The organism is Virgibacillus ihumii, assembly GCF_902726655.1.
Lineage (GTDB): Bacteria > Bacillota > Bacilli > Bacillales > Amphibacillaceae > Lentibacillus > Lentibacillus ihumii.
The window spans coordinates 219,860-236,537 of record NZ_CACVAN010000001.1; the positions used below are offsets into that span (position 1 = coordinate 219,860).

Consider the following 16,678-nt stretch of genomic DNA (forward strand, 5'->3'; position numbering starts at 1 on the left):
CCTATTCAAGATTATTTAAGAATATAGAATAAACAAGATAAATGGAATTGATAACACTGAGCATGTTGATTTCTTCCAGGATCGGTGATTTATAATTTTTAAGTGCTTTGCTGCTGACCGGAATAATTTGATTTGCATGCTGTGCTAAAAAACTATTTTCGTTACCTGTAATTGCAACAATCGGTATGTTTCGTTTTTTTAATTGCTTGACCAATCGCGTAATGAACCTCGTTTCCCCGGAGAAAGAAATGACAATAGCCAAATCTTCAGTTGTCAGAATTTCTGCTTCAGAAAGCTGATTTTCATGGTTACTGTATGAGGATGCATATTTTCCCAGTCGGATAAATTTAAATTGCGCATTTCTTGCAAGCAAGTGTGAGAATGTTACACCGAAAAATGAAATTTTTTGGGAATGATGAATTCGTTTCACAACCTCCAGAATTTCCTTTGATTGCATAAGATTCCGGGTTTCTTAGTGATGCCTGCAGCTCATTATAATAGCTGTTTAGTTGACTTAAATTGATTTTCAATTCAAGGTTTTCATAATCTACTTCCGTGTAATTGAATTCGATGAAAGTACGAGCGTACTCTTTTAGTTCTTTAAATGTTATATTTTCAAAGCGATGACAAAAACGCGTAATGGTAGCGGGGGATGTATGGCATTCTTTAGCTAATTCATAAATTGACATTTTTGGAATTTTATTGACGTTACGCAAAATATATTCGGCAATAATAATTTCTGATTTCGTACTGTCAGTTGAAGACTCAATAAAGTTTAATAGCTTGGCTAAAAAATTATACATCGTACCACTCCGGATTTCATGATTATTGTAAGTCTCAGTATAAACCAACTCCTAAAAAATTTCATAAAATGAAACTTTTCAGGTGAATGATTGTTTCTGCGTTAACATGTGGATTGAAGCGATTACAGTACTATTACTTCTAGGAGCTGATAAAGTGAAAAAATATAATGTGCTTGTAGTTGGTGGTGGAAGTACATGGACGCCGGGGTTACTAAAAGGAATGTGTTCGAGAAAAGAGACTTTTCCGATTAATCGGTTAGTTATGTATGATATTGATTATGATCGCCAACAAACGATCGGTGAATTTGCGAAAGTACTATTTAATGAAGAGTACCCGGAAATTGATTTTAGTTATACAACAGATAAAGAAGAAGCATTTCAGGAAGATATCGATTTTGTTTTCGTACAAATGCGTACAGGCGGCTATGCCATGCGTGAAAAAGACGAAAAGATTCCATTAAACCTAGGTGTTATTGGCCAGGAAACGTGTGGACCGGGCGGTTTTGCATACGGTATGCGTTCCATCAGAGACATGGTTGAGCTTGTAAAAGATGTACGAAACAAAACAAAAGATGCATGGATTTTAAATTATACAAATCCGGCAGCTATTGTTGCGGTAGCATTACAGCAAATATTCCCTGAAGATAAACGAATCCTGAATATTTGTGATCAGCCCGAAAATCTGCTTCGCTCGTACGGGCGTTTGCTTGATATGAACGAAAGGGATTTTGACCCTGTTTATTTCGGATTAAATCACTTCGGCTGGTTTACACATTTATATGATCAAGAAGGTAACGATTTACTTCCTAAATTAAGGAAAACGATTCTTGAAGGTGGATTCCGCCCAGCTGACTATGAACAGCGTGATCAATCATGGCTTGATACGTATGCCATGGTCGAACAGATGGTACAAGATTTTCCGGATTATCTGCCAAACACGTATTTACAGTATTATTTATATCCGGATAAGGTACTAAATAAACTGGACCCTGAATTCACACGTACAAATGAAGTACAGGCAGGAAGAGAAAAACGTGTGTTTGAGGATTGCGCCCGTGTTGCTGAAGCAGGAACAACGAAGGATTCCAATGTTGTTGAAAATGACGCACATGGCGAGTTTATCCTAATTGTTGCAGAGTCGATTGCTCATAATAAAGGTAATAATTTTGTTGTAATTTTGAAAAACGATGGTATTATCAGCAATCTGCCGGATGACGCGATGGTTGAAGTGGCAACGAGTTTGACAGCAAATGGTCCACGGCCATATGCAGTTGGTGAAATTCCAACTTTCTATAAAGGAATGATTGAGGGACAGTATGCATATGAAAAACTTACTGCTGAAGCATTTATAGAAGGTTCTTACAGTAAAGCACTTCAGGCTTTAACATTAAATCGTACGATTGTTTCTGCAACAAAAGCAAAAGAAGTGTTAGATGCGTTAATTGAAGCGAACAAAGAATACTGGCCGGAATTAAGGTAATGGTTTTTAAAAGACAGGGAGGCTGTTGCATGCTTCCTGTCTGATTAACCAAACTTGTATCCGTTTACTTTAAAATAGACGAGGAGGGGAAGCATGAAGAAGATTTTTAACTTCGATTTTTTTCAACGCATAGGTAAGACATTTATGGTCATCATTTCGTTACTTCCTGCAGCGGGTTTATTGCTGGGGATCGGAACGACCTTACAATCGCCATATTTAATTGAGTATCTGCCATTTCTGGAATCCGATTTTTGGCAAACGATTGCAGAATTAATGATCGGTGCAGGAAATGCAATATTCGGGAATTTAGGTGTATTATTTGCAGTAGGTATTGCCGGAAGCTGGACTGGAGGTAAAGCAGCAGCTGGACTATCTGCGTTGGTTGGATATATGGTAATGCATACTGTAATTGGTATTGTACTAGGTATAAATATGGATAATATTTCTGAAGCGGGTCATGTTCTTGAATTAGGTATCCCTACCCTTCAGGTTGGGGTGTTTGGTGGGATTATAATGGGATTTATGACAGCTGCCCTTTATAATAAATACCATGATTTCAAAATGCCTGAGATGTTATCCTTCTTTGGTGGTGCACGATTTGTTCCTATTATTACAGCGACATATTCAATCGCTCTTGCCCTTATTTTGACTGTTATCTGGCCGCCCATTCAGGACGGGATTTATGCGCTTGGCTCCGCATTATCAGGAGAAAACACCCCGGCATATTTTATGTTTATTTACGGAGTGGTAGAACGTGGATTAATTCCATTTGGATTACACCATATATTCTACATTCCAATCCGTTTTTCAGAGGTAGGTGGGACATATACAACACTTGCAGGAAATATTGTATCTGGTGACACAGCAATGTATATGGCTCAGCTTGCTGATAAACAAATAAATGATGCAGTTGAAATTACGGCTGGACGTTTTATGGCAGGGAAATTCCCATTTGTCATGTTTGGTTTACCTGCAGCGGCTTTAGCAATGTATCATATGGCAAAACCTGAAAATAAAAAGGCAGTTTCGGGAATATTATTCACAGCTGCAGGGACCGCATTCCTAACAGGAATCACAGAACCGATTGAATTCACATTCTTATTCGTTGCGCCGTTATTGTATGTTTTTCATACATTGATGGCAGGACTTTCGTTTATGCTCATGTATATCCTTGATGTAAATGTTGGATATGCAGGAGGATCGGGAATCATTGATTTCACTCTATTTGGTATTTTGCCGGGAGTCGGTGAACCGTGGTGGTATGTCGTTATTGTAGGTCTATTAATGTCCGTCATATACTACGCAGTATTTAGATGGGCAATCAAGAAATGGGATCTGCAAACACCTGGACGCGGCGGTGAAGAAACCAACCGTATGTATACAAAAGAAGATTATAAAGCAAAAACAAAAGGAGCTGCAGGTGCTGCCGATCAAAAAGCATATGAGGTACTGTCGGCACTTGGCGGCGCAAGCAATATAAACAACCTTGATGCATGTATTACACGTTTAAGAGTTGGTGTTAACGATAAAGGTAATGTAAATAAAACAGAACTGCAATCGCTCGGTGCTTCCGGCGTGCTCGAAGTAGGAAATGGTGTACAAGCCATTTTTGGCCCGACATCTGATACGTTAAAAAATCAAATCCAGAATATTCTTGGTGGAAAGACGGACAATGCAACAACTGAAACTGCTGCTTCACACGTAACAAAAGAAACACCAAACAGTTCAGTAAATACTACTGTTTCGTTGACCGCTCCGGCATCCGGTAAAGTTGTTTCATTGGAAGAAGTACCTGATGAAGTATTCTCGCAAAAAATGATGGGCGATGGCATTGCAATACAACCTTCTTCAGGAGACATTGTCTCTCCAATTGATGGTGAAATTGTCAGCGTATTTCCAGCCAAACATGCTATAACACTTCGCACAAATGAAGGCGCAGAGTTATTAATTCATATGGGCTTGGATACAGTGAATCTAAATGGAGAAGGCTTTGAGATCAAAGTTTCAGCAGAAGATAAAATTCGTACAGGTGATCCTATAGCACAAATGAATATCGATTTTCTTGCTGAAAAAGGCTATAACACGATTACTCCGATTATTGTAATGAATGGCGATCAATATAAAGTGAACCATCAAGCTTATCCGTATAGTGTTACTGCAGGGGAAGAGGTTTTGGTTGAGATGAATAGAGAATAGTGCAAGGAAGAGGTTATCTAAAACGATAGCCTCTTTTTATGGAGTCTGCTACCCGATACCATTCTGAGTAATTTATCAATTCATTTTGAGATATCGGGAAGAATCTGATTTTAAGTTGCGCTTTACGTTAACGTTAATGATAAGATTATAATAAAAGCGAGGAGGAGGGCTGTGAAGACGATTGCGGAAGTTGCTGCGGAGTTTGGTGTGTCGACAAGGACGATTCGTTATTATGAGGAAATTGGTCTTTTGGTGCCGGGGCGAACTTCGGGTAACAGGCGAATGTATTCCAAGACTGATATGACAAGGTTGAAGCTTATTTTTCGCGGGAAGCGATATGGTTTCTCGCTTGAAGAAATTAAAGAAATGATTTTGCTTTTTGATGAGGATCGAACGGGTAAAAAACAACTCAAGCGAACGATCGAATACGGGGAGTCAAGAATTGCGGAAATTGAGGGTACGATTGCGGAGTTTCAGGCGTTAAAAGCAGAAATGGAAATACTTTTGGGGCAGTTTAAACAAAAATTACGGGAAGAGGAGGAAGGTTCATGAACAGTTCGAAGTTGCTGGCGCGTAATGCAAGGAAGTATCCATTACAGGAGGCGGTGGTTTGTCAGGGCCGTCGGTTGACTTATCGGGAACTGGATTTTCATGTAAATTGTTTTGGAAGCGCTATCAAAGGAAAGGGGATTGACAAAGGGGATAAAGTTGCCTTGCTGATGCCGAACGTTATAGAATTTGCGATTGCCTATTTTGCGGTGCAGCGCCTTGGTGCAATCGTTGTTCCGGTAAATGCGAAACTCACGGGTTCGGAAGTGGAGTATATTGTGGAAAATTCTGATGCGAAGGCGTTCATCGTGCATGAGTTGTTATTTCAAGGTGTAAAGCATTTCACGGCTCCATCCATATTAATTAAAACAGGGGATTTTGATGGGGACTGGCAAAGTTTTGAGGCGTTGATGGAAAGCGGGAGTGCTGATCCAATTTCCTGTGATTTAACTGAGGATGATCTTTCCACCATTTTGTATACGTCGGGTACTACCGGGAAGCCAAAGGGAGTGTTGTTCAGTTACCGCAATATTTTATCCGTTGCCAATTTGGTTTGTGTCGAAATGGAAGTGAAGCCGGAAAGCCGTATTTTGTTGATGATGCCGCTCAGTCATTCAGCGCCGCTTCATTTATTTTTCATGGCGGGAATGATAGTCGGTTCTACATTGGTGTTGACCCCGACTTTTACGCCGGATCTTTTCCTGGATACGGTTGAACAGGAAAAAACAACTCATTTCTTTGGTGCACCTGTCGCATATCTCACAACTGCACAGCATCCACGGATAAACGAAGCTGACTTGTCATCCATGAAGTGGTGGGTGTATGGGGGTGCAGCATTGTCGACAAAAGAGGTAAAACATATTAAACAGGTTTTTCCGAATGGGAATCTGGTTTGTGTCTATGGTCTGACCGAAGCGGGGCCAAGCGGGACGTTGCTGCTGGATCATGAGCATGAAACGAAAGCGGGAAGTATCGGCAAACGTGCAGCACTTGGTACGGAAATCAAAATTATCGATAATGATGGGAACGGACTGTCGCCTGGCGAAGTGGGGGAGATTGCACTCCATGGTGAAGGAAATATGGTCGGATATTACAACAACCCGGACGCAACAGATGAGGTGTTGCAGAACGGCTGGCTGCGGACAGGTGACCTGGCAATGAAGGATGATGATGGATATTTTTGGATTGTCGATCGGAAAAAGGACATGATTATTTCCGGCGGTGTTAATGTGTATCCGAAAGAAATTGAAGATGTTTTCCTGATGTATGAAGGGGTGACGGAGGTTGCTGTAATTGGTGTACCGCATCCGGAATGGGGAGAAACCGTTAAAGCCATCTTTGCGGCGAACGAAAAGGTGACTCAAAATGATGTGAAAAGCTTTTTGCAAGAACGGCTTGCATCGTACAAAGTGCCGCGAATCTATGAACAGGTTGAGGCGTTACCAAGAAATGCCTCCGGAAAAATTTTAAAACAGGTTTTGCGGGAAGGGGTTGCCAATTGATGAAGGTATTGCAGGAAACAACAATGGAGGGGCGGCGGAATTTTTTTACCGAAGATGAATTTTTTCAAAAGCTGTTGAAGAAACATCTGGACGATGAATTGTATGCTTATGCAAAAGGGGAATTGGAAAAATTCGGGGATTCCTGTGCGAATGAAATTGACGAACGTGCGGTCCATACCGATCGGGATGGAAGACCACAGTTAATCCGATACAACAAGTATGGGGAAGAAGTGTCGGAAGTATGGGTGAACGAAGGCTATCAAAAAACAGTTGCGGAAACGTATGGAACTGGAATTGTCGGCTATGTGCACAAAGAGATACCTGAACTTGGGCGGAAAGGAAACTATACCTACAGTTTTGCGCAGGGTTATCTGTTGTCACAGGCTGAACCGGGATTCCACTGCCCAGTTACACTGACCCAGGCAACTGCTTATTTGCTTGACCACTATGCTGATGAATCGGTTAAACAACGGTTTTTGCCGCATGTCTGTTCAACCGGTGATGTCGAATTGTATGAGGGTGCCACATTTCTCACGGAAAGACAAGGCGGATCTGACGTTGGTGCCAATGTGGTACAGGCAAAAGAGGAAGATGGTCACTATCGGTTGCATGGTGAAAAATATTTTGCCTCAAATGCCGGGATGTGCGGCGTTGCCATGGTTCTCGCAAGACGGGAAGGAGCGCCAGCCGGAACACGCGGTCTAACACTGTTCGCCGTTCCATGGAAAAAAGAAGACGGAAGTGTGAACCATCTGCGCATTCGGCGGTTAAAGGATAAGCTTGGTGTACGTGCAGTTCCATCTGCTGAAGTGGAGTTTGACGGGGCAAAAGCATATGTGGTCGGTGATCCAAACCACGGATTCTACTATATGATGGAGGCTCTTAATCTATCACGAATTTGCAATACAATTGCATCTATTAGTATCATGCGTAGAAGCTATGCTGAAGCAAAAGCATATGCTGAGCGCCGTGAAGCTTTTGGCAAAAGGCTGGTTGAATTTCCAATGGTTCAGCAAACACTCAATCGGCTTAAGCGGAAACTGGAGGCAGAAACGGCAGCTACATTCGAGATGGTTCAATTGTATGAAAAGGTTACGAACGGAAATGCGACAAAAGGGGAAGAGGCCCTAAATCGCCTGCTGATTGCCATCATGAAAAAGGAGTCAGCAGAACAGGCAATTGCTTTTGCGCATGAGGCAATTGAAATGCACGGCGGAAACGGTTATATTGAAGACTTTGTCACCCCAAGACTGCTCCGGGATGCACAGGTGTTAACTGTCTGGGAGGGCACCGCAAATATTCTCGGACTGGAGTTGATTCGTTTGGTCAATAAGTTTTCCGCACATGAGATTTTTTTTCATGATTTGAAAGAACGACTGGACGGAATGGCAGCGCCGGAATTAGTGGAGCAATGGCAAATGTTAAAAGATCGTCTTGATGTTTTTGCTGAGGACGACCAGGTTACCCAGGAATTAAAAGCGAAATCGATAAGTAAAGAAATGGCGGAGTTGTATGAACAGGTGGTATACGAAGAATTGAGCTGCTGAGTTTATGTAAAAATATTGAGGGGTTGGAAGATAACTAGAATCTTCAATTTTAAAAATGAACAATACCTAACTTAGAGACACGGGAAAGGTTCAATTCTTGTCATCCTGATAAAAAACCTGAATCCACAGTGGTTCAGGTTTTTTTGAAATGTACCTCAGCAACCGTGTTTCATTTTATAAACAAACGGTCCATTGTATAATAGAGGAAACGCGCTGGGGGTGGTTTCAGTGATGATTGCGATTGTTGGCGGTGGTATTGGTGGTCTTGCTTTAGCTGCAGGACTGCGTAAGATAGGAATGGATGTGCATGTATTTGAGCAGGCGCGTTCGTTTAAACCCCTTGGTGCCGGTCTGGGACTTGGCAGTAATGCGATGCTTGCGTTAGATCGGATGGGGATTGCAGAAGATGTTGTAAAGGCTGGTATGCCACTTAAAGAGCAGCAGTTTTTGAATGGCGATTTGAAGGTAATGAATAAGATTGATTTTTCTCTGTTAAAGAAGAAATTCGATGAGGAAACGATTACAATTCATCGGGCGCATTTGCATGAAGCGTTATTCCGTGCAGTTGACGGTTCCAATTTTCATTTTGATAAACAGGTGATTGACTTTGAGCAATATGATGATTCTGTCGCCCTGACTTTTCAGGATAATACGAAGCATAATTTTGATTACGTTGTAGCGGCTGATGGAATTCACTCCATCTTTCGTCAAAACCTCATGCCGAGTAGTGTTCCGCGTTATGCAGGTTATACGTGCTGGCGCGGGATTGCGAAGAATAAGGGAGATGTTCCGTTACATATTTCATCCGAAGCATGGTCCAAACAAGGGCGATTTGGCTGGGCACCGCTTCATAATGGTGATGTGTACTGGTTTGCTTGTGTTAATGCCGTTGAAAATGATGAACACTATGCAAGTTTGAATAAAAACGAGACGGCGAGTTTGTTTTCCCATTTTTCTCCTGTAGTAGCACGCTTAATCAGTGAATCGGAGGATGCTTATTTTTTGCATCACGATTTGTATGATATTAAACCGTTGGAATCCTTTGTTTATGATCGCGTTATTTTACTGGGTGATGCTGCTCATACGACAACACCGAATATGGGGCAGGGAGCGGGGCAAGCAATTGAGGATGCGTATGAATTAATGCTTGCCATTGACAATGAATCTTCTATGACCGCAGCTTTGTCACGTTATGATACAAAGCGTGTTAAAAAAGCAAACAAAGTTATTAAGCTTTCCAGACAAATTGGCTGGGCAGCACAGTGGCAAAACCCATTATTAATTGGATTTCGGAACACCGTATTTCCGCTGATTCCAAAATCTTTACTGTTTCGTAGATTGACTTTCTTATTTAAATAGCTGATGGGTTTGGGGAAGTGGAGGTGAAACTGTCGCTTCCATGGTAAATGACAGGCAAAAAAACTGCCCTTTAACAGGGCAGTTGGAAGTAACAATTGATCAATCTATTATTCGAAAGTAGGATCATCCTATTATTTAAACTCCTCTACTTCTCCACAATTTTACCTTCCTTCATATAACGGAATACAGGAACTACGTCCCCAATATTTACAGGCAGATAATTATAGGTTACATAACCCACCGGGGATTCCGGCTCAAGAGCCAGGGCAATCAGGTTAGCTGTTGGTTGTGCGGAACTGAATACATAGCTGCCTTCAGGAAATTGATATTTTTTCTGCTTAATATTTGTTTCAACATGGGTTAATAAATGGCCTTGGTAATACTTTTCATCTACCTTTTTATCTGTCACTTTGTAGCGTCCAACAGTTAAGGTTTTGGATTCATCAAGCCTTTTGACGTCTACTCCTTGCAATTTCAGTTTTTTTGCTACCTTATGATAGGCTGGAGGCATGATATACGCTGTTGGACGAACAATCTCTTCAGTTGGGACCGCATTTATGGAACTGTAAAAGTCAACGGGAATCTCTTCGACTGCTCCTTCTGCGATATCAACGACTTTTAAGTGTTGCTGACCGGGAAGTTCCTGGCGTTTAAAATCCAAGACAATTTTATCTTTTTCTCCTATCTTTTTACCTTCGCGCGTAATCTTGGCTTTGGCATTTTCTATGATTGATTCTATTGCTGTTGCACGTTTGGCGGTCATTTTGATTAAATTCGTATGCGCGTTTACTGATGCAGCTACACGCCGTTTAAAGGTTTCCCGACCTAAACCATATCCACGGCTCTCCACAAGAATCGTAAATGCTGGCTGAAGGCCATAAGCATTGGTATCTATGCCGGCTGCGAGACTGCCGCCTGTAACTGTTGGTTTCTCCGCAGACTTTTTCATCAAGTAGTATGGATAAGAGTAAAAACCATTTTTCTTAAGCTTTTTATGGGTCGGTTTAATAAACCAGTTGACTGCTTTGTTGCGTACCGATTCCGGGATATTGAGGTTTAAGTCCGGTGCCAAAAGAATGTCGTGGTAAGGCAAGGCTCCTTTATCCCCTATTCCAGGAAATTTATCGGCTGCATTTGGAAATTTGCTGGGAAGTGCCAGATAACCATGGGCACTAATAACGACTTCTGGTTGATAATGATTAAAAATTTTGTGCAGTGTACGAATTTCCGGGAGTTCCATTTTTATGTGATCCCGGTTGGCGTCTAACCGATTGGCGGTCTGGCGTTGAAAGTAGCGAGAACCATCGGGATTAATCCTTGGAACCAAAACGACATTGATTTTATCTAATACGTTCTGACCAAGCTTACCTTTTGCCAGTTTTTGAGCCATAACCAGAACAGATTCACCTCCTGTTGGTTCATCACCATGGACCTGCCCCTCCAACATCACCGTTGTTTTATCCTTAAATTCCGCTTTATTATCATGACTGGTTGATAAAATAAGCACGGGCAATGCACGACCTTCCAAGGATTTCCCCGCCGTCTTCATTTTCATAAGATCACTGGAAGAATCCAATTCGCGTAAAAACGACATCATTTCACGTTGGGTCGTAAAATTCTTTTTCCCTTCCTTAAAACCTGGCGTTTTAAATTCAATATCAGGAGATGGATACAGCCATTCAACTTGTTCAGGCAAGTCATATTTCTTTCCAAAATAAGGTGTGAAATCTGAACCCATTTGTCCTGCTACTGGTATGTCCGATGTTTTCAAATGATTTTCGTTTTTATTCGGCTCGGCAGATTTCTCACCAACTAGTTGACTGCCAAACAATACGGAAAGAATTAAAATTAATGGAAATAAAATAGTTAAGGATTTTCTTGTCAAGATGCATTCCTCCTTTGATAGTTTTAGACATTTTTCGTCCTATCAGGCTAATTCGTGGTTGAGGGAAATTACTCCTTCCGACAAAAGATGTGTTTTTAAGAATAGGAAGAATGTAGTATAAAGAATCATGGCTTGGATAATAGCACGGTTTGCTGTTTGATTGCCGAAACATTGTTTGGGATGTAATATGGTGTTTAGACTAATTGGAAGCTTAAATGGGGAGAGGAGGGGAGACGGGATGAATGCTTTGAATCTGACACGTTTCCAACGGCGATTAATTGTGGCAATCGCATTGTCAGCTGCTTTTTTATCTGTTTTGACACAGTTTCTGCTCATAACGGCTTTTCCTAAAATTATGGATGAGTTCGCGGTTAACTCAACAGAAGTCCAATGGCTGACAACCAGCTATATGTTAACAATAGCCGTTTTGATTCCGATAACGGCTTATTTTATTGATAAATTTCAAACAAGGTCTTTGATGATGAGTGCCATGTTCTTGTTTTTTGTGGGAACATTGATTTGTTTAATCGCGCCTTCTTTTCCCGTCCTGATAACAGGGCGCGTTATTCAAGGGATGGGTTCCGGGATTATGATTCCGTTAATGCAGACAATTTTGTTTCTGCTGTATCCAAAGGAAAAAAGAGGTTATGCGATGGGAATTGCCGGGTTGGTGATTAACGTTGCTCCCGCGGTGGGGCCGCCGATTTCCGGTGTTTTAATAAAATATTTTGAGTGGCGTTCCCTGTTTTTGCTGACATTGCCGATTGCAGCGTGTATTCTGCTTTTGGTTTACTTGTATATGCGCAATATCACGGAGCAGCGAAAAACGGAAATCGATATGCAGTCTATTATGTTGTCAACGATTGGTTTAGGCGGTTTGCTTTTCGGTTTTAATAAATTACAGGGGGATGGATTAACTGACCCGGTAACACTTGTCAGTATGATTGCAGGAGCTTTGGCATTAGGCTTGTTTGCGGTACGTCAGTTTCGGCTTGCAACTCCTATTTTGGAATTGCGTGTGCTTAAAGTCCCTGTTTTTGCGCTTATTTCGTTTATTTCCATCCTGTCGTTCAGTTTACTCATATCCATTGAGACGATTTTGCCGATGTATGTGCAGAACGCCCAGCAGTTCTCTGCTTATTATGGTGGGTTGATTGTGATGCCCGGTGCTTTGACACTCGCTGTCATGTCTCTCTTTGCGGGGAAATTGTTTGATAAATATGGCGGTAAAACCATCGCAATTCTTGGCTTTGTACTGCTTAACGTAAGTACGTTCGGCTTTCATTTTATTCTTGGTCTGAATACACCATTCGCCATTACGGTCGTATTATTCATGATTGCCATGGGCGGTGTGGCTATGATTAATATGCCGATCATGACAGCCGGAGTCAACGCGCTTCCTGATAAACTGATACCGCATGGGACGGCAGTGATTAATACGGCCCGCCAATTCGGGGGATCGCTGGGTCTGACGTTTATTATTTCATTCATCACGAGGGTAGGGTCCGGATCTGAAGCAGTCGTGCAGCCGGCAACTTATTTGACTGGTGTGAAACATGCCTTTTTCGTCGCATTTCTGTTTGCTATTACGGGGTTGATTCTTTCTTTGTTTTTAGAAAGGCAAAAGCAGCCTGCTGAAAATGAATGATGTGTAAATTGCTGCTGTTAAAATTTGTAACAGACTAGGAACATTAGCCTGTTTCTCCTCAGTTAATTGTACGCTCCTTTCATTTGTGATAGTTTAGTAGAGGTCCGTCGGATTTTGAAAGATATATAAATGATAGGAGCGTTTATTATGAAGAAAAGTCTGATCTGGCAGTTGATTGCTGCATTTATACTTGCGATTGTAACCGGTGTCATATTCGGTGAAAAAGCGCAAGTTGTTCAACCGCTGGGGGATTTATTTCTGCGATTAATTAAATTCATTATTGCTCCCTTAGTACTTGCTACACTTGTTGTTGGGGTTGCCAGCACAAGTGATGTTCGAAAACTCAGCAGACTGGGTGGGAAAACAGTAGCCTTTTATCTAATAACCAGTATGTTCGCCATCACGCTTGGTGTCATAGTAGGGAAAATTTTCTCACCCGGAAGTGGAATTGACGTATCGCTGGATGGAAAAGAAGCCCCTGAACCGACCGAAACAGAGGGATTTATACAAACTATTTTAAATATCGTACCGACAAATCCGTTTGAATCATTGGCGTCAGGTAATATCCTGCAAATTATCTTTTTTGCATTAGCGATTGGAATTGCTATTACATTAGTAGGGGAAAAAGCCAAACCGGTAAAAGATTTTTTTGATGGGTTTGCGGAAGTAATGTACAAAATAACCGGCATGGTCATGACTATTGTTCCGATCGGTGTATTTGGACTGCTTGCTCCTGTTGTGGGGGAGTATGGATTGGATGTATTGCTTCCATTAATCAAGCTGATTCTGGCAATGGTTACAGGGTGTATTATCCAACTGTTTGTAGTCTATTCATTGGTTGTTAAATCACTCGGTAAAATGAGCCCGGTTACATTTTTTAAAGGTATTTTTCCTGCTTCTGCCGTTGCCTTCAGTACAAGCAGCAGTTCCGGTACATTGCCGGTAACGATTAAGAGTGCACAGGAAAACCTTGGCGTCTCCAAAGAAACAAGCACGTTCGTATTGCCGTTGGGCGCGACCATCAATATGGATGGAACAGCATTGTATGTCGGGCTTTGTTCGATGTTTGTTGCCCAATACTTTGGAATCGATTTGACTTTTTCACAGATGGTTACAGTTGTACTGATCGGTACTTTAGCATCAATTGGAACCGCTGGTGTACCAGGGGCTGGTCTCATCATGCTCACGATGGCATTAAGTGCAGTTAACCTGCCGCTTGCAGGTATTGCATTGGTTGGTGGTATTGATCGTATTCTGGATATGATGCGCACATCGGTCAATGTCACAGGTGATGCTGCTGCAAGTGTTGTTGTGGATGCGAGTGAGAAAAAAGTTTCCGGTGGAGATGCGGGGTAGGATTTTTGACCAACCAGGATATGGAGAAATTCTTAAGATGAAGTGAAGAAAGAAAAAACGATGCGATGGGTATTCCCTGCTGCATCGTTTTTTAGATTTTCCGCAATCGACCACGTGACAGGAATTTGCAGGCATGCTAAGCTAGAAGGTGAAATAAAATATAGAAATCTGCATGATGCAGGAGAGGTTCGAAACCATCCCTCTATAAAAAACTAGGGAGACAAGACAGTGGCTTCTTAGTGCTGTCTTTTTTTATGGTATTTTTGAATCTCTTTCTTTCATTTGAGAAAGGGGACAGAAAATGAGTAGTCAAAATCAAAGTGCAGTAGTTGTTTTCAGCGGAGGTCAGGATAGTACGACATGCCTGTTTTGGGCATTGAGGAAGTTTGATCATGTGGAGGCAGTCACATTTCAATACGGGCAGCGTCATATTGCTGAACTGGAATGTGCAAAAGAAATTTGTGCCAAATTAAATGTTCGTCAGCATGAGCTGGATATGGATTTGTTAAATCAACTTGCACCAAATGCCTTAACACGGGAAGAGATAAAAATTACGGACGATGAAATACCGTCAACATTTGTACCAGGACGGAATCTATTGTTTTTATCGTTTGCCGCTATTCTGGGAAAACAAATCGGTGCCAAACATATTATTACGGGTGTAAGTGAAACAGATTTCAGCGGGTATCCGGATTGTCGGGATAATTTTATCAAGTCGTTGAATGTGACACTGAATTTGTCCATGGATGACCAGTTTGTCCTGCATACACCATTAATGTGGCGGGATAAATCAGAGGTGTGGGAATTGAGCGATCAGCTTGGTGCATTTGAATTTGTGAAAGAACATACGCTGACATGCTACAACGGAATCAAGGGGGAAGGCTGCGGAGAATGTCCATCGTGTAAACTCCGCAGTAACGGATTGGAGCAATACGAAATGCGTCGAGGGGTGGTAAAATGATGCAGCAAATTTACCCTGTTCCCGACCATGATTATGCATATGAATTGAATAAAGAGTTCCATTTTTCCGCAGCTCATTATATTGCTGATGAGTCAGCAGGGAAATGCCAATACACTCACGGCCATACGTATTTTGTGAATATAACGATTGCTGGTGGTCAACTGAATCAAATCGGTTTTCTGGCCGATTTTAAAACGATTAAGGATTTGATTCATAAGCGGTTTGATCACACCACATTGAATGAGGATCCCGTTTTTTCCAATCAGCAGGTTTATTTCCCAACAACCGAAGTCGTGGCAGAAAAAGTTTACGAGATTATCCAAGGCTATTTGAATAATCTGGATAATCAGCCTGTTTGCCTTCAGGTTTTTTTACGTGAGACACCTACAAGTTATTGCATCTATCGGCCAAAGGGGGAAACGGATCAATGAAGCTGCCAATTCTTGAAATTTTTGGTCCAACCATTCAGGGAGAAGGGATGGTTATTGGACAAAAAACAATGTTTGTCCGGACGGCGGGGTGTGATTATTCCTGTTCATGGTGTGATTCCAAGTTTACTTGGGACGGCTCAGAAAAAGAAAACATCAAGCTGATGGAGCCGGAAGAGGTTTGGGAAGAACTGAATCGTCAGGCTGGCGGGCGATTTGCTCATGTAACCATTTCAGGGGGTAACCCGGCATTGCTTTCCGCGTTGGGAGACTTTGTTGATTTGTTACATGAGAATCGGGTAACGATCGCGTTGGAAACGCAAGGTAGCAAGTGGCAGCCGTGGTTTACCGATATTGACGAGTTGACCCTGTCACCTAAACCACCCAGTTCAGGAATGAAAACCAATTTTTTCGTACTTGATGATATGATTACTTCACTGCAGGAAGAACAAAAAGGAACTTGCAGTTTAAAGATTGTTATTTTTGATTTGGCTGATTTGGAGTATGCAAAGAGGGTTCATTTACGATATCCAAATGTCCCAATATTTTTGCAGGTTGGTAATGACGATACCGGAAATGCAGATGATGACCAGCTTCTTCGCAGGCTGGTGAATCGGTATGACTGGCTGGTGGATCAGGTGATGGACAGTCATGAATTACGAAATGTTCGTGTGCTTCCGCAGCTTCATACTTATTTATGGGGGAATAAGCGGGGAGTGTGAAAAGTATTATCCCAGTCGGTGATAACTCTTTGAAATATATATCGATGGGGCTTTTGCACAAAGTAAATTATAGTTGTCTGGTACCTGATGTACATCATGTCTGTCATAATCTGCCCGGCTCTTTCGGATTCGGAAGCTGCCGGGTTTTTGTAAATACGAATCGGTTTGTTTTAGAAGGGATTTGGCAATTCTTGTCGAATATTATAAAATATGAAAAAATACAATGAAGATGAATGGAGGCC

At 41.7% G+C, this 16,678-nt stretch carries 14 protein-coding genes and 1 riboswitch; of the genes, 11 read left to right on the plus strand and 3 right to left on the minus strand.

Annotated elements, in window-relative coordinates; translation table 11 throughout:
- Position 1: 1 nt before the first annotated feature.
- Entirely contained in the window at positions 2 to 430 is a 429-nt protein-coding gene (locus HUX68_RS19255; RefSeq protein ID WP_246206586.1) for an SIS domain-containing protein, read from the minus strand.
- The gene (locus tag HUX68_RS19260) at positions 348 to 803 is read right to left on the minus strand and encodes a MurR/RpiR family transcriptional regulator (RefSeq protein ID WP_246206587.1); all 456 of its coding nucleotides are present in this window, start codon (positions 801 to 803) and stop codon (positions 348 to 350) included. Before HUX68_RS19260 ends, HUX68_RS19255 begins: the two co-directional genes overlap by 83 nt.
- Positions 804 to 957: 154 nt before the next feature.
- Between HUX68_RS19260 and HUX68_RS01130 the strand changes: the two genes are divergently transcribed.
- From HUX68_RS01130 to HUX68_RS01155, 6 genes are all read left to right on the plus strand, one after another.
- Positions 958 to 2,283, plus strand: coding sequence for a 6-phospho-alpha-glucosidase (locus tag HUX68_RS01130; protein WP_174612920.1), 1,326 nt, complete (start codon positions 958 to 960; stop codon positions 2,281 to 2,283).
- A 93-nt stretch (positions 2,284 to 2,376) separates the two neighbouring features.
- Positions 2,377 to 4,479 carry a glucose-specific PTS transporter subunit IIBC gene (gene ptsG / locus HUX68_RS01135; RefSeq protein WP_174612921.1) on the plus strand — a complete coding sequence of 701 codons (2,103 nt, stop codon included), beginning with the start codon at positions 2,377 to 2,379 and terminating at the stop codon, positions 4,477 to 4,479.
- Positions 4,480 to 4,650: 171 nt separating this feature from the next.
- On the plus strand, positions 4,651 to 5,031 hold the full coding sequence (locus HUX68_RS01140) for a MerR family transcriptional regulator (protein WP_174612922.1): 381 nt from the start codon (positions 4,651 to 4,653) through the stop codon (positions 5,029 to 5,031).
- Positions 5,028 to 6,530 carry a class I adenylate-forming enzyme family protein gene (locus HUX68_RS01145; protein ID WP_174612923.1) on the plus strand — a complete coding sequence of 501 codons (1,503 nt, stop codon included), beginning with the start codon at positions 5,028 to 5,030 and terminating at the stop codon, positions 6,528 to 6,530. Before HUX68_RS01140 ends, HUX68_RS01145 begins: the two co-directional genes overlap by 4 nt.
- A complete protein-coding gene (locus HUX68_RS01150; protein ID WP_174612924.1) occupies positions 6,530 to 8,077 on the plus strand; it encodes an acyl-CoA dehydrogenase family protein in 1,548 nt (515 codons plus the stop codon). The genes HUX68_RS01145 and HUX68_RS01150 overlap by 1 nt, the downstream gene beginning before the upstream one ends.
- 231 nt (positions 8,078 to 8,308) lie before the next feature.
- Positions 8,309 to 9,436 (plus strand): FAD-dependent monooxygenase, encoded by a 1,128-nt coding sequence (locus HUX68_RS01155; protein WP_246206735.1) that lies wholly within the window; start codon positions 8,309 to 8,311, stop codon positions 9,434 to 9,436.
- Positions 9,437 to 9,581: 145 nt separating this feature from the next.
- On the opposite strand, the gene HUX68_RS01160 is transcribed toward HUX68_RS01155, so the two are convergent.
- The gene (locus tag HUX68_RS01160) at positions 9,582 to 11,321 is read right to left on the minus strand and encodes a M14 family metallopeptidase (protein ID WP_174612926.1); all 1,740 of its coding nucleotides are present in this window, start codon (positions 11,319 to 11,321) and stop codon (positions 9,582 to 9,584) included.
- Between the two features lie 238 nt (positions 11,322 to 11,559).
- Here HUX68_RS01160 and HUX68_RS01165 point away from each other — a divergent pair, with 238 nt between their 5' ends.
- The 5 genes from HUX68_RS01165 to queE all read left to right on the plus strand — a co-directional run bounded on the left by HUX68_RS01165 (position 11,560) and on the right by queE (position 16,436).
- Entirely contained in the window at positions 11,560 to 12,969 is a 1,410-nt protein-coding gene (locus HUX68_RS01165; RefSeq protein ID WP_174612927.1) for an MDR family MFS transporter, read from the plus strand.
- Positions 12,970 to 13,116: 147 nt separating this feature from the next.
- On the plus strand, positions 13,117 to 14,325 hold the full coding sequence (locus tag HUX68_RS01170; RefSeq protein ID WP_174612928.1) for a dicarboxylate/amino acid:cation symporter: 1,209 nt from the start codon (positions 13,117 to 13,119) through the stop codon (positions 14,323 to 14,325).
- A 177-nt stretch (positions 14,326 to 14,502) separates the two neighbouring features.
- Positions 14,503 to 14,547, plus strand: a riboswitch (PreQ1 riboswitch).
- Between the two features lie 79 nt (positions 14,548 to 14,626).
- The gene (gene queC, locus HUX68_RS01175) at positions 14,627 to 15,286 is read left to right on the plus strand and encodes a 7-cyano-7-deazaguanine synthase QueC (RefSeq protein ID WP_174612929.1); all 660 of its coding nucleotides are present in this window, start codon (positions 14,627 to 14,629) and stop codon (positions 15,284 to 15,286) included.
- The gene (locus HUX68_RS01180; protein ID WP_174612930.1) at positions 15,283 to 15,717 is read left to right on the plus strand and encodes a 6-carboxytetrahydropterin synthase; all 435 of its coding nucleotides are present in this window, start codon (positions 15,283 to 15,285) and stop codon (positions 15,715 to 15,717) included. The genes queC and HUX68_RS01180 overlap by 4 nt, the downstream gene beginning before the upstream one ends.
- A complete protein-coding gene (queE, locus tag HUX68_RS01185) occupies positions 15,714 to 16,436 on the plus strand; it encodes a 7-carboxy-7-deazaguanine synthase QueE (RefSeq protein ID WP_174612931.1) in 723 nt (240 codons plus the stop codon). Before HUX68_RS01180 ends, queE begins: the two co-directional genes overlap by 4 nt.
- Positions 16,437 to 16,678 lie beyond the last annotated feature (242 nt).

What these genes read in the sequence shown, in the direction of transcription:
- HUX68_RS01180 (WP_174612930.1), top strand. Translation starts at nt 15,283, where the DNA reads ATGATGCAGCAAATTTACCCTGTTCCCGACCATGATTATGCATATGAA.
- HUX68_RS01170 (WP_174612928.1), top strand. Translation starts at nt 13,117, where the DNA reads ATGAAGAAAAGTCTGATCTGGCAGTTGATTGCTGCATTTATACTTGCG.
- queE (WP_174612931.1), top strand. Translation starts at nt 15,714, where the DNA reads ATGAAGCTGCCAATTCTTGAAATTTTTGGTCCAACCATTCAGGGAGAA.
- queC (WP_174612929.1), top strand. Translation starts at nt 14,627, where the DNA reads ATGAGTAGTCAAAATCAAAGTGCAGTAGTTGTTTTCAGCGGAGGTCAG.
- HUX68_RS19260 (WP_246206587.1), bottom strand. Translation starts at nt 803, where the DNA reads ATGTATAATTTTTTAGCCAAGCTATTAAACTTTATTGAGTCTTCAACT.
- HUX68_RS01145 (WP_174612923.1), top strand. Translation starts at nt 5,028, where the DNA reads ATGAACAGTTCGAAGTTGCTGGCGCGTAATGCAAGGAAGTATCCATTA.
- HUX68_RS01165 (WP_174612927.1), top strand. Translation starts at nt 11,560, where the DNA reads ATGAATGCTTTGAATCTGACACGTTTCCAACGGCGATTAATTGTGGCA.
- ptsG (WP_174612921.1), top strand. Translation starts at nt 2,377, where the DNA reads ATGAAGAAGATTTTTAACTTCGATTTTTTTCAACGCATAGGTAAGACA.
- HUX68_RS01155 (WP_246206735.1), top strand. Translation starts at nt 8,309, where the DNA reads ATGATTGCGATTGTTGGCGGTGGTATTGGTGGTCTTGCTTTAGCTGCA.
- HUX68_RS01150 (WP_174612924.1), top strand. Translation starts at nt 6,530, where the DNA reads ATGAAGGTATTGCAGGAAACAACAATGGAGGGGCGGCGGAATTTTTTT.